Below are 13,774 nucleotides of genomic sequence, written 5' to 3'. Positions count from 1 at the left end.
GAGAACGCATGTCATTTAAAAAAATCTCCCGACGCACCTTCCTGACGGCGAGCTCCGCGCTTGCCTTCCTCCATACCCCTTTTGCCCGTGCACTTCCCGCCCGACAAAGCGTTAACATCAACGACTACAATCCACACGACTGGAACGCCTCATTTAAACAAGCCTTCAGCGAAGGGCAAACGGTCGTCGTGCCCGCCGGATTGGTTTGCGACAATATCAACACCGGCATCTTCATCCCTCCTGGCAAAACGTTACACATCCTTGGAAGCCTGCGCGGCAATGGCAGAGGGCGATTTGTCTTACAGGACGGCAGTCAGGTGACAGGGGCGAAGGGTGGCAGTATGCATAACATCACCCTTGATGTGCGCGGCTCTGACTGCATCATCAAAGGGCTGGCGATGAGCGGCTTTGGCCCGGTAACGCAGATTTATATCGGCGGCAAAAATAAACGTGTCATGCGCAACCTAACTATCGATAACCTGACCGTTAGCCACGCTAATTACGCCATCTTACGCCAGGGATTTCATAACCAGATTATCGGTGCCAACATCACCAATTGTAAGTTCAGCGACTTACAGGGCGACGCCATTGAATGGAATGTAGCAATCAATGATCGCGACATTTTGATATCCGACCATGTCATCGAGCGCATCAACTGTACTAACGGCAAAATCAACTGGGGTATTGGCATAGGACTGGCAGGAAGTACTTACGATAATAACTACCCGGAAGACCAGTCGGTTAAAAACTTTGTCGTGGCGAATATCACGGGATCGGATTGTCGGCAACTGATTCATGTTGAGAACGGCAAACACTTCATCATTCGTAATATCAAGGCTCATAATATTACGCCAGCTTTCAGCAAGAAAGCGGGTATTGATAACGCCACGGTAGCGATATATGGATGTGATAACTTTGTTATTGACAATATAAAAATGACCAATAGTGCCGGAATGTTAATCGGTTACGGGGTCATTAAAGGTAAGTATCTCTCAATACCGCAAAACTTCAGATTGAATAATATTCATCTTGATAACACTAACCTTGCCTGGAAATTGCGCGGAATCCAAATTTCCGCAGGGAATGCCGTCTCATTCGTGGCGTTGACCAACATTGAAATGAAGCGTGCTTCGCTGGAGCTTCACAACAAGCCGCAACACATTTTTATGCGTAATATCAACGTAATGCAAGAATCCACTGCGGGTCCAGCATTGACCATGAATTTCGACCTGCGAAAGGACGTTCGTGGTGTCTTTATGGCAAAGAACGAGACGCTACTGTCGCTGGTAAATGTTCATGCAGTGAATGAAAAAGGACAAAGTTCAGTCGATATCGACAGGATTAATCACCATGTCGTTAATGTGGAAAATATTAACTTTAAGCTGCCGGAGCGGGGCAGGTAGATTTGCGACCATTCCTGGAAAAATAGAACCATACTTAGGAATAACGCTACTGCAATCTTGAGCGAAGCGGCGTAACATCGGAAGTAAATCAGTAATCAATTCAGGGGAATTGATGCTGGCGAAAAAAATCGAACAAGCTATAATTCAGCAACCATTTTACAGGTGGATGAAATAATGACGAATTTAAAAGCAGTTATTCCTGTAGCGGGTCTTGGGATGCATATGTTGCCTGCCACTAAGGCGATTCCTAAAGAGATGCTACCCATCGTCGACAAGCCAATGATTCAGTACATTGTTGACGAGATTGTGGCTGCAGGGATCAAAGAAATCCTCCTGGTAACTCATGCGTCCAAGAACGCAGTCGAAAATCACTTCGACACATCTTATGAATTAGAATCTCTCCTTGAACTGCGCGTGAAGCGCCAGCTTCTGGCGGAAGTACAATCTATCTGCCCGCCAGGTGTGACCATTATGAACGTGCGGCAGGGAGAACCTTTAGGTCTGGGCCACTCTATTTTGTGTGCCAGACCAGCCATTGGCGATAACCCGTTTGTCGTGGTGCTGCCGGATGTTGTTATCGACGACGCCAGTGCCGATCCGCTGCGTTACAACCTGGCCGCAATGATTGCGCGCTTCAATGAAACTGGCCGCAGCCAGGTTCTGGCAAAACGCTTGCCGGGCGATCTCTCTGAATACTCTGTGATCCAGACTAAAGAGCCGCTGGATCGTGAAGGTAAAGTCAGCCGCATTGTTGAATTTATCGAAAAACCCGATCAGCCGCAGACGCTGGACTCAGACATCATGGCAGTAGGGCGTTATGTGCTTTCTGCCGATATTTGGCCTGAACTGGAGCGCACTCAGCCAGGTGCATGGGGGCGTATTCAGTTGACTGACGCCATTGCTGAGTTGGCAAAAAAACAAGCGGTTGATGCAATGCTGATGACTGGGGACAGCTACGACTGCGGTAAAAAAATGGGTTATATGCAGGCGTTTGTAAAGTATGGACTACGCAACCTGAAAGAAGGGGCTAAGTTCCGAAAAGGCATTGAGAAGTTGTTAAGCGAATAACGAAAATCTGACAGGAAGTGTCGGTCAGTAAGAAATTAAAACGGCAGTGAAGATTCATAGCATAAGTTTTGCGCATTGAATCTCACTGCCGTTGTCGTTTTTATAAGTACAATAAAAACAGCATGTTAGCTTGCAATCATAGTTCAAATTTTTCCAGGATTTTCCTTGTTTCTACAGCTGTTTGGTAAGACAATTAGCGTTTGAATTTTTCGGATTTGGCACGAGTGGGTTACGCTCGTCACATCGTGGAAATGTACGCAGTGCTCTGGTAGCTGTTAAGCCAGGGGCGGTAGCGTGCATTAATGCATCTATTAATCAAATCTGGAGCAGTCTATTTCACAGCATGCTCTCTGGCTATATGGAATAAAAAAGTGAAGATACTTGTTACTGGTGGCGCAGGATTTATTGGTTCTGCTGTTGTTCGTCACATAATAAATAATACGCAAGATAGTGTTGTTAATGTCGATAAATTAACATACGCCGGAAACCTGGAATCACTCGCTGAAATTTCTGGTTCTGAACGTTATTCATTTGAGCATGCAGATATCTGCGATGCCGCAGCGATGGCGCGTATTTTTTCACAACACCAGCCCGATGCGGTGATGCACCTTGCGGCTGAGAGCCACGTTGATCGCTCAATAACTGGCCCGGCGGCATTTATTGAAACTAATATTGTAGGTACTTACGTACTTTTAGAAGCTGCGCGCAATTATTGGTCTGGTCTGGATGATGAAAAGAAAAAAGGCTTCCGCTTCCATCATATTTCTACTGATGAAGTGTATGGTGACTTACCCCATCCGGATGAAGTAAATAATAACGAAGCGTTACCGCTATTTACGGAAACGACAGCTTACGCGCCAAGTAGTCCGTATTCTGCTTCTAAAGCTTCCAGCGATCATCTGGTTCGCGCATGGAAACGTACTTATGGTTTACCGACAATTGTGACTAATTGCTCGAACAACTATGGTCCATACCATTTCCCGGAAAAGCTTATTCCATTGGTTATTCTTAATGCATTGGAAGGTAAGGCATTACCTATTTATGGTAAAGGAGATCAGATCCGCGACTGGTTGTATGTAGAGGATCATGCTCGAGCGTTGTATACCGTAGTTACTGAAGGTCAAGCGGGTGAAACCTATAACATTGGCGGACACAACGAAAAGAAAAACATCGATGTTGTGCTGACTATTTGTGATTTGTTGGATGAGATAGTCCCGAAAGAGAAATCTTATCGTGAGCAAATTACTTATGTTGCTGATCGCCCAGGGCATGATCGCCGTTATGCAATCGATGCCGATAAAATTAGCCGTGAATTGGGCTGGAAACCGCAAGAAACGTTTGAGAGCGGTATTCGTAAAACGGTGGAATGGTATCTGGCTAATACAAATTGGGTTGAGAATGTGAAAAGCGGTGCTTATCAGTCGTGGATTGAACAAAACTATGAGGGTCGTCAGTAATGAATATCCTGCTTTTTGGCAAAACAGGGCAGGTAGGTTGGGAATTACAGCGTGCTCTGGCACCGCTGGGTAATCTGATTGCGCTTGATGTTCACTCCACTGATTATTGTGGCGATTTCAGCAACCCCGAAGGTGTGGCTGAAACTGTCAAAAAAATTCGCCCTGATGTTATTGTTAATGCGGCTGCTCACACTGCAGTAGACAAAGCGGAATCAGAACCGGATTTCGCACAATTACTTAACGCGACAAGCGTCGAAGCGATTGCAAAAGCAGCTAATGAAGTCGGAGCCTGGGTTATACACTACTCCACTGATTATGTTTTCCCAGGCAACGGTGACACGCCATGGCTGGAAACGGATGCAACAGCGCCGCTAAATGTTTACGGTGAAACCAAGCTAGCTGGGGAAAAAGCGTTACAAGAACATTGCGCAAAGCATCTTATTTTCCGTACCAGCTGGGTATACGCTGGTAAAGGAAATAACTTTGCCAAAACGATGTTGCGTCTGGCAAAAGAACGCGAAGAACTGGCTGTGATAAACGATCAATTTGGCGCACCAACGGGTGCTGAATTACTGGCTGATTGCACCGCTCATGCCATTCGCGTGGCAGTAAACAAACCAGAAGTTGCTGGTTTGTACCATCTGGTTGCTGGTGGTACAACAACCTGGCACGATTATGCCGCTCTGGTATTTGAAGAAGCGCGCAAAGCAGGGATCAACCTTGCTCTTAACAAACTCAACGCCGTGCCAACAACGGCCTATCCCACACCAGCCCGTCGTCCCCATAACTCTCGCCTCAATACAGAAAAGTTTCAGCAGAACTTTGCGCTTGTCTTGCCTGACTGGCAGGTGGGCGTGAAACGTATGCTCAACGAATTATTTACGACTACGGCAATTTAACAAATTTTTGCATCTCGCTCATGATGCCAGAGCGGGATGAATTAAAAGGAATGGTGAAATGAAAACGCGTAAAGGTATTATTCTGGCTGGTGGTTCCGGCACTCGTCTTTATCCTGTGACGATGGCAGTAAGTAAACAACTGCTGCCGATTTATGATAAACCGATGATTTATTATCCGCTTTCAACGCTTATGTTAGCGGGTATTCGCGATATTCTTATTATCAGTACGCCACAGGATACGCCGCGTTTCCAACAATTATTGGGGGACGGGAGCCAGTGGGGGCTTAATCTTCAGTATAAAGTACAACCTAGTCCGGATGGCCTTGCGCAAGCGTTTATCATTGGTGAAGACTTTATTGGTGGCGATGATTGTGCACTCGTGCTTGGCGATAATATCTTCTATGGACACGACTTGCCGAAATTAATGGAAGATGCTGTTAACAAAGAAAGCGGTGCAACGGTATTTGCTTATCACGTTAATGATCCTGAACGTTATGGTGTCGTGGAGTTTGATAATAACGGTACGGCAATTAGTCTGGAAGAAAAACCTCTGGAACCAAAAAGTAACTATGCGGTTACTGGGCTTTATTTCTATGACAATGATGTTGTGGAAATGGCGAAAAACCTTAAGCCTTCTGCCCGTGGCGAACTGGAAATTACCGATATTAACCGTATTTATATGGAACAAGGACGTTTGTCTGTCGCTATGATGGGGCGTGGTTATGCATGGCTGGATACAGGAACTCATCAAAGCCTTATTGAAGCAAGTAACTTCATTGCAACAATTGAAGAGCGTCAAGGGTTGAAAGTTTCTTGCCCGGAAGAAATTGCTTATCGTAAAGGATTTATTGATGCAGAGCAGGTGAAGATATTGGCCGAGCCGCTTGTCAAAAATCAATATGGTCAATATTTGCTGAAAATGATCAGCGAATAGCATGTGGGAACTCAATAATGGATATTAAATTAATCTCTTTAGAAAAACATGGGGATAAGCGCGGTGCATTAATTGCGCTTGAGGAGCAAAGGAATATACCTTTTGAAGTCAAAAGAATATATTACATACTCGAGACACTTAATGATGTAAGACGCGGATTTCATGCACATAAGGTTACCCGTCAGTTGGCTATTGTGGTTAAGGGAGCTTGTAAATTTCATCTGGATAATGGTAAGGAAACAAAGCAGGTGGAACTTAATGATCCAACAATAGCCTTGCTGATAGAACCTTATATATGGCATGAAATGTATGATTTTAGTGATGATTGTGTGCTGCTTGTAATTGCTGATGATTACTATAAAGAGTCTGATTATATCCGCAATTACGATGATTTTATTAGAAGAGTAAATTCAGTTGAGAATTCATAAGTTAAGTGACGTCCAGACGACATCAATTGGTGATGGAACGACTATCTGGCAGTTTGTCGTGATACTCAAAGGTGCTGTAATTGGTAATAATTGCAACATTTGTGCAAATACCTTGATTGAAAATAATGTTGTGATTGGTAATAATGTCACAATTAAAAGCGGTGTGTATATTTGGGATGGTGTAAAAATAGAGGATGATGTATTTATTGGTCCTTGTGTAGCATTTACAAATGATAAGTATCCACGTTCTAAAGTCTATCCTGATGAATTTTTGCAAACAATAATACGCAAAGGAGCATCTATAGGCGCTAATGCAACTATCCTACCTGGAGTTGAAATTGGTGAAAAAGCAATCATTGGTGCGGGCAGTGTCGTAACCCAAAATGTACCACCTTGCGCAATCGTAGTAGGTAATCCAGCTCGATTTATTAAATGGGTAGAGGATAATGAATAAAATTGATTTTTTAGATCTTTATGCAATTAACCAGCGACAGCACAAAGAATTAGTCTCTGCTTTTAGTCGAGTGCTAAATTCTGGTTGGTATATTATGGGGGAAGAGCTTAAGCAGTTCGAGAAAGAGTTTGCAGAATACTGTGGAGTTAAGTATTGCATCGGTGTAGCAAATGGCCTTGATGCTTTGATATTAGTATTGCGGGCATGGAAAGAACTCGGCTATCTAGAAGATGGTGATGAGGTATTAGTACCAGCAAATACTTATATTGCTTCTATTCTTGCTATAACAGAGAACAAACTTGTTCCTATTCTAGTTGAACCAGATATAGAAACCTATAATATTAATCCTGCTTTAATTGAAAATTACATTACGGAAAAAACTAAAGCAATTTTACCGGTTCACTTATATGGTCTATTGTGCAATATGCCAGAAATTAGTGAAATCGCAAGAAAATATAATCTGTTGATTCTTGAAGATTGTGCACAAGCACATGGTGCAATACGTAATGGTCGCAAAGCCGGTGCTTGGGGGGATGCAGCCGGATTTAGTTTTTATCCAGGAAAAAACTTGGGAGCTTTGGGGGATGCGGGTGCTGTTACTACAAATAATGCAGAATTAGCTTCTACTATAAAAGCTTTGCGAAATTATGGGTCACATAAAAAATATGAAAATATTTATCAAGGATTGAATAGTCGATTGGATGAATTGCAGGCAGCCTTATTGCGAGTAAAAATCCATACATTAGCTGAAGATACTGCGATTCGGCAAAGAATCGCTGAAAAATATATTCGTGAAATAAAAAATCCTGCGATTATGTTGCCAGTGTTCGAAAGTCAGGGGGCGCACGTTTGGCATTTATTTGTAGTAAGAACCGCTAATCGCGAAAAATTCCAGTCATACTTATCAGAGAAGGGGATTCAAACCTTAATTCACTATCCATTGCCACCCCATAAGCAGCAAGCATATCAGGATATGTCCCGTCTTAACCTTCCAATTACTGAGCAAATTCATGATGAAGTAATTTCTTTGCCAATAAGCCCGGTAATGAGTGAAGATGATGTCGATTATGTAATCAAAATGGTCAATGATTACAAGTAATGAAAAAATTTCTTCAGGTAACTATATTATCCGCTATCTATACATTCATTAAAATGATTGCGGGTTTTATCATCGGTAAGGTAGTAGCAATTTATACAGGGCCTTCGGGGGTCGCAATGCTTGGCCAGGTGCAAAGCTTAATCACAATAGTTGCAGGTACTACCTCAGCTCCTGTAAGCACAGGCCTTGTTCGATATACTGCGGAAAATTGGCAAGAAGGAAAAGAAGCATGCGCGCCATGGTGGCGCGCATGCTTAAAGGTTACTGTGTTATTATTCTTGCTTATTATTCCTGTTGTTGTTTTTTCATCTAAAAATATTAGCGAGCTACTTTTTAGCGATGGGCAATATTCATGGTTAATCATTTTTGCATGTTGTATATTGCCATTTTCAATTTTAAATACATTAATCGCTTCAGTTTTAAATGGTCAACAATTCTACAAGCAATATATATTGGTTGGGATGTTTTCTATATTCATTTCTACTATATTTATGATTTTGTTGATTGTAGCTTATAATCTTAAAGGTGCATTGATTGCCACAGCTATAAATAGTGCTATTGCTGGTCTTGTATTGATTTTATTTTGTCTCAATAAATCTTGGTTTAGGTTTAAATATTGGTGGGGTAAAACGGATAAAGACAAAATTATAAAAATTATTAATTACACTCTTATGGCTCTGGTTTCTGTTATCTCCATGCCAGTAGCATTGATGTGTATCAGAAAAATATTGATTGCTAAAACTGGTTGGGAGGATGCGGGGCAATGGCAGGCCGTATGGAAGATATCTGAGGTCTATCTCGGTGTTGTGACAATTGCTTTGTCAACATATTTTTTACCAAGATTGACAATTATAAAAACAAGTTTCCTTATAAAAAAAAGAAGTAAATAGTACTATATTATATGTAATATTTATTACTTCATTCATGGCACTGAGTATCTATTTATTCCGCGATTTAGTAATAAAAATTTTGTTTACTGATGAGTTTCGCTCTGCGCGTGAATTATTTTTATTACAACTTGTAGGGGACGTAATAAAAATTGCTGGGTTTCTTTACGCATACCCTCTTCAAAGCCAGGGTCATACTAAACTATTCATCAGCACAGAAGTGCTTTTTTCTATTCTCTTTATTATTACTACCTATATTTTTGTTGTAGATTATGGAGTACATGGTGCTAACATAAGTTATGTCATTACATATAGTTTATATTTTTTGTTTGCATTTGTGTTTACTAATTTTATTAATGTCAGAAGAAATAATTAAAAACAGAGGTTGAATTTTGAAAATAATTATACCTGTCCTAGGATTTGGCAGGGCTGGTGGTGAAAGAGTTCTTTCTAAGCTGGCAACTGAATTGATGAGTTATGGACATGATGTAAGTTTTGTTGCTCCAGATAATAAAACTAAACCATATTATACTACCACAGCAAAAATCGTCACAAGTAAGAGTAATCAAAGCCGCGTAAAAATATTTAGAATTATTAAAGTGTACTATAATCTTTGGCGTAAATGCATAGAGTTAAAACCTGATGCGGTAGTTGCTAGTTTTCATTTGACAGCCTATCTTGTTGCATTATTACCAATCAAACGTCATAAAAAATTTTATTATATTCAGGCGTATGAGGCTAATTTTTTTGATAATAAAATATGGAAGTTAATAGCGAGGTTAACATATTGTCTACCGCTTAATAAAATATTAAATAGCCCTAACTTGCTTCCTCGTAAATATGATGATTTTAGGGGTAGTTCCTGCAGGAGTAGATTTAAATGTTTTCTATCCAAGATCAAAAAATAAGTTATTAAATGGTTACACATCAATTGGGATTATTGGTAGAAAAGAAAAGCACAAAGGAACTAGCGAAATTATTTCAGTATTGTGTGCACTGGAAAATAAAATTGGAATTATAATTAATATTGCGATATATTTAGAGGAAATTGATAAGGAGCGTTTAATTTCTGCAGGGTTCCAAGTTAATTTTATTCCGATTACATCTGATTCAGAATTGGCATCCTTTTATCGAAGCAATGACATCATGATTGCTGTTGGGTTAATTGAAGATGGCGCTTTCCATTATCCTTGCGCTGAAGCAATGGCTTGTGGCTGTCTTGTTATTTCAAATTATGCACCACTTACTGAAACTAACAGTGTACTTAAATTAGACAAGTTTGATGCTTGCAAACTTGGTGAGGTAATTAATCTTTGTATCACTCTCGACCTAGAAGAAAAAAGCAAAGAAATCCAATCTAATATTTCCGTATTGAAAAAATATGGCTGGGAAATTGTTGGTGAAAAATTCAATAATTTATTGTCAAATGCAAATAAATAAATACTATACATTGATGGGAAAAATATGAATATTCTTAAAACTGATATTCCAGATCTGATCGTTCTAGAACCAAAAGTGTTTAGTGATGAACGCGGATTTTTTATGGAGAGTTATAATCAGATTGAATTTGAGAAGGCAATAGGCAGGCACGTAAATTTTGTTCAGGATAATCATTCAAAATCTAGCAAAGGCGTCCTACGGGGGTTGCATTACCAATTAGCGCCGTATGCACAGGCTAAATTAGTTCGATGTGTTGTAGGTCAGGTATTTGATGTTGCTGTTGACCTTAGAAAAAATTCACCAACGTTCAAAAAATGGTTTGGGATAACCCTTTCTGCAGAAAATAAACGACAATTATGGATTCCTGAAGGATTTGCTCATGGTTTCTTGGTGACCAGTGATGAAGCAGAGTTCATTTATAAAACGACTAACTATTATGCTCCTGGTCATCAGCAAGCAATTATTTATAACGATCCTGTTTTAAACATCGATTGGCCTTTCTGCAGTAGTACCTTGGCATTATCGCAGAAAGATCAAGAAGCAAAATTATTTTCAGAATTATTGGACAGTGAACTGTTCTAATAAAGTGTGCCACCTTATCCTTCTGAAGGAAAGGTGGCCGCTTATATTCTTGAGTATGTTTGTATAATGATAGAAAATAGTCCGAAGTATAAACACGATAAAAACTTAATAAGTTTTATCTACTTATTTTTTGTACTTTCACTTATTATAGGATTTATTCTCGCAAATACGCAGTTTCTGGGGAAAAGTAGAGACTATAATAATTATATACAGATCTTTTCTGGTGAAGAAGGGGGGGGGGTTCTTGAGTTATTTTATCGTGGATTGATGTTAATAACTAACAGCTATGAAGCTATCATTTTTATAATTTTAACATGTTCTTTTTTTATTAAGGAAAGGTTTCTTGCTAACTATTCGCGAAATTTTTCTGGGGTGACTTTATTCTTTATTTATTATGTTTGTGTTGCACTTTGGGTTTTAGATTATACTCAGTTCAGAAATGGTCTATGCATTTCTATTTTAATGTTTTCTGTATATTATTTGTTTATAAATAAACCGATTTATTTTTATTTTTCGGTATTCTGTGCCATTGCAACTCATTGGTCTGCTCTACCTTTTTTGTTTTTACCCTTTTGTCTATTCACCAAAAATGAGACGCTTTGGTTATTTTTGTTTCAGTATTCTTGTGTTACTTGCAATGTCAGGACAAGGAAAAGAGTTTATATATTTAATAAGAAATTTTGGTGTGGGACAAAAAATAGGCAATGAAGCTGGGGTCAATTTAATAAATTCATTATCCCTTACCGCTATTACTTGGTTTATTATTAGTTACATATCAATTATCATAAATGAAAGGCCATTTTTAAGGTTTTTCTTTTGTTATGGTATTATGCAATACGTGACTTTTAGCCTTTTCTCTCTTCCTGTTATGGCTTTTCGTATTTTGGAAATGTATTTTTTCCTTATGCTAACTATTGGGGTATTTATTAAACAAAAAACGAACTATTATTTTATTTTTTTCAAACTGTTAATTTTATTGTATCTAACATACTATTATCATATGGTTTTTGGAGTGCTTAATGTGTCAGACTAAGGTGTTAGCTATAATTGTTACTTATAACCCGGAAATTATTCGTTTGACGGAATGTATTAATTCTTTAGCTCCACAAGTTGAGAGAATAATTCTTGTAGATAATGGCTCAAATAATAGTGAGTTGATAAAAAACATTGTTGTTAATAACCTTGAAATTATTTTACTTTCTGAAAATAAAGGCATTGCATTTGCTCAAAACCACGGTGTCACGAAGGGCTTGGAAGCAAAAGAGTTTGACTATTTATTTTTCTCAGATCAGGATACTTGCTTTCCTACCGATGTTATTGAAAATCTTAAGAGTACGTTTACGAATAATAAAAAACAAGGTAAAAATGTTGCTTGTGCTTCCCCTTTTTTTAAAGATCATCGTTCAAAATATATGCACCCATCAGTCAGTCTAAATGTTTTTACAAGTACAAAAGTTGTATGTAGTGAAGTTGACGATGATCTTTACCCCTCACATGTTATTGCTTCTGGGATGTTAATATCACGTGAAGCATGGAGTGTAGTAGGGCCATTTTGTGAAAAACTCTTTATAGACTGGGTTGACACAGAATGGTGTTGGCGTGCATTAGCTAAAAATATGATTATTGTCCAAACTCCATCAGTTATTATTTCTCATGAACTTGGATATGGGCAGAAAACTTTTGCTGGTCGATCTGTAACGATACATAATTCTTTCAGAAATTTTTATAAAATACGCAATGCAATATACTTAATGCTGCATTCAAATTATAGTTTTAAGTATCGTTATCATGCCTTTTTTCACGCAGCAAAGAATGTTGTATTCGAAATTTTATATTCAAAAGAGAAGTTAAATTCATTGAAGATTTGTGTTAAAGCTGTGCGTGATGGTATGTTCAATAATTTTTAATAATAAAATAGTTAGGCTCAAGGTGTTTAAATGGAAGCAAATAAAATGAAGACGGTCGCTGTAGTTGGCACAGTGGGTGTTCCTGCTTGTTATGGTGGATTTGAATCACTGGTTCAGAACCTAATCGATTATCAATCTGATGATATACAATATCAGATATTTTGCTCTTCAAAAAAATATGAAAAAAAATTGAAAAATTATAAAAAGGCAAAATTAATTTACCTGCCTATAAATGCCAATGGTGCCGCTAGCATAATTTATGATATTATGTGCTTAATTATTTGTTTATTAAAAAAGCCAGACGTTACTTTAATATTAGGAGTGTCTGGTTGTTTATTTCTACCAATTTATAAACTATTTTCAAAATCTAAGATTATTGTTAATATTGATGGGCTTGAATGGCGTAGAAATAAATGGGGAGTGTTTGCTAAGAAATTCCTTAAAAAATCTGAAGCGATTTCTATTAAATTAGCTGATGTTATAATTTCGGATAATCAAGCAATAGCTGATTATGTAGAAAGCAGGTACAAGAAAAAAAGTACAGTTATAGCTTATGGAGGAGATCATGCAACTAAACTTAGTATATCAAAAGATGATCTTCAAAAAAAGATGATTATTATTTGGGGCTTTGCAGGATAGAACCTGAAAATAATATAGAAATGATTCTGAATGCCTTCGTTAATACAGATAAAAAAATTAAATTTATGGGTAATTGGGGAAACAGTGAGTATGGACGTCAGCTAAAAACTTATTATTCCAATTATCAAAACATCACATTACTTGAGCCTAACTATAATATTAAAGAGCTTTATAAACTAAGAAAAAATTGTCTTGCATACATTCATGGACATTCTGCTGGTGGAACAAATCCCTCTTTAGTTGAAGCGATGCATTTTAATATTCCTATTTTGCCTTTGATTGCAATTTTAATCGTTACACAACTAATAATTTAGCACATTATTTTAGTAATTCTGAACAGCTTAGTTCATTAGTAGAAGGTTTGTCTTTTGGAAATCTTAAATGTCGAGTATTTGATATTAAAAAATATGCTGAAGATATGTATAACTGGAGAAATATAGCAGCCATGTATGAATCTACTTATTAAAAATAATGTAATTAGGTTTACATTGTGATTTTCTAAGCTGCAATCTCTTGAGTGTTATCTCGAATATACTTCCTTTAGAACTAATGATTAGCCTTTAAGGCTATACCATGA

At 38.3% G+C, this 13,774-nt stretch carries 11 protein-coding genes and 5 pseudogenes; all 16 read left to right on the top strand.

The window, feature by feature from the left end:
• Positions 1–8: 8 nt before the first annotated feature.
• The 16 genes and pseudogenes from wcaM to FEM44_RS00005 all read left to right on the top strand — a co-directional run bounded on the left by wcaM (position 9) and on the right by FEM44_RS00005 (position 13,663).
• Positions 9–1,403, top strand: a complete 1,395-nt coding sequence (wcaM, locus tag FEM44_RS00070; protein WP_135522018.1) for a colanic acid biosynthesis protein WcaM — start codon at positions 9–11, stop codon at positions 1,401–1,403.
• 174 nt (positions 1,404–1,577) lie between these two features.
• Positions 1,578–2,471 carry a UTP--glucose-1-phosphate uridylyltransferase GalF gene (gene galF / locus FEM44_RS00065; RefSeq protein ID WP_135522020.1) on the top strand — a complete coding sequence of 298 codons (894 nt, stop codon included), beginning with the start codon at positions 1,578–1,580 and terminating at the stop codon, positions 2,469–2,471.
• Between the two features lie 371 nt (positions 2,472–2,842).
• Positions 2,843–3,928 carry a dTDP-glucose 4,6-dehydratase gene (gene rfbB / locus FEM44_RS00060; protein ID WP_138158824.1) on the top strand — a complete coding sequence of 362 codons (1,086 nt, stop codon included), beginning with the start codon at positions 2,843–2,845 and terminating at the stop codon, positions 3,926–3,928.
• Positions 3,928–4,827 carry a dTDP-4-dehydrorhamnose reductase gene (rfbD, locus tag FEM44_RS00055; RefSeq protein WP_135522022.1) on the top strand — a complete coding sequence of 300 codons (900 nt, stop codon included), beginning with the start codon at positions 3,928–3,930 and terminating at the stop codon, positions 4,825–4,827. Before rfbB ends, rfbD begins: the two co-directional genes overlap by 1 nt.
• Before the next feature lie 58 nt (positions 4,828–4,885).
• Positions 4,886–5,761 carry a glucose-1-phosphate thymidylyltransferase RfbA gene (rfbA, locus tag FEM44_RS00050; RefSeq protein ID WP_135522024.1) on the top strand — a complete coding sequence of 292 codons (876 nt, stop codon included), beginning with the start codon at positions 4,886–4,888 and terminating at the stop codon, positions 5,759–5,761.
• 17 nt (positions 5,762–5,778) lie between these two features.
• Positions 5,779–6,189, top strand: a complete 411-nt coding sequence (locus FEM44_RS00045) for a sugar 3,4-ketoisomerase (RefSeq protein WP_135522026.1) — start codon at positions 5,779–5,781, stop codon at positions 6,187–6,189.
• Positions 6,176–6,400 (top strand): annotated as a pseudogene (locus FEM44_RS25905) (acyltransferase); the annotation flags it as partial. The gene FEM44_RS00045 and the pseudogene FEM44_RS25905, both read left to right, overlap by 14 nt.
• 60 nt (positions 6,401–6,460) lie before the next feature.
• Positions 6,461–6,619: pseudogene (locus tag FEM44_RS25900) on the top strand (DapH/DapD/GlmU-related protein); the annotation flags it as partial.
• 16 nt (positions 6,620–6,635) lie between these two features.
• Positions 6,636–7,742 (top strand): DegT/DnrJ/EryC1/StrS family aminotransferase, encoded by a 1,107-nt coding sequence (locus tag FEM44_RS00035; RefSeq protein WP_135522030.1) that lies wholly within the window; start codon positions 6,636–6,638, stop codon positions 7,740–7,742.
• Positions 7,742–9,005, top strand: a pseudogene (locus FEM44_RS00030) (O-antigen translocase). Before FEM44_RS00035 ends, FEM44_RS00030 begins: the two are co-directional and overlap by 1 nt.
• Before the next feature lie 16 nt (positions 9,006–9,021).
• Positions 9,022–9,537, top strand: coding sequence for a glycosyltransferase (locus FEM44_RS25370; protein ID WP_240731761.1), 516 nt, complete (start codon positions 9,022–9,024; stop codon positions 9,535–9,537).
• Complete coding sequence (locus tag FEM44_RS25365) at positions 9,470–10,069, top strand: hypothetical protein (RefSeq protein WP_240731759.1); 600 nt, start codon at positions 9,470–9,472, stop codon at positions 10,067–10,069. The genes FEM44_RS25370 and FEM44_RS25365 overlap by 68 nt, the downstream gene beginning before the upstream one ends.
• Positions 10,070–10,093: 24 nt before the next feature.
• Positions 10,094–10,651 (top strand): dTDP-4-dehydrorhamnose 3,5-epimerase, encoded by a 558-nt coding sequence (gene rfbC, locus FEM44_RS00020; RefSeq protein WP_138158822.1) that lies wholly within the window; start codon positions 10,094–10,096, stop codon positions 10,649–10,651.
• A 66-nt stretch (positions 10,652–10,717) separates the two neighbouring features.
• A pseudogene (locus tag FEM44_RS00015) lies at positions 10,718–11,684 on the top strand (EpsG family protein).
• Positions 11,671–12,558, top strand: coding sequence for a glycosyltransferase family 2 protein (locus tag FEM44_RS00010; RefSeq protein WP_135522032.1), 888 nt, complete (start codon positions 11,671–11,673; stop codon positions 12,556–12,558). Before FEM44_RS00015 ends, FEM44_RS00010 begins: the two are co-directional and overlap by 14 nt.
• Positions 12,559–12,588: 30 nt before the next feature.
• Positions 12,589–13,663, top strand: a pseudogene (locus FEM44_RS00005) (DUF1972 domain-containing protein).
• Positions 13,664–13,774: the final 111 nt, after the last annotated feature.

The organism is Escherichia sp. E4742 (assembly GCF_005843885.1).
GTDB lineage: Bacteria > Pseudomonadota > Gammaproteobacteria > Enterobacterales > Enterobacteriaceae > Escherichia.
Note: the sequence above shows the minus strand (reverse complement) of the source record. Positions and strands in the feature narration are given on the sequence as shown.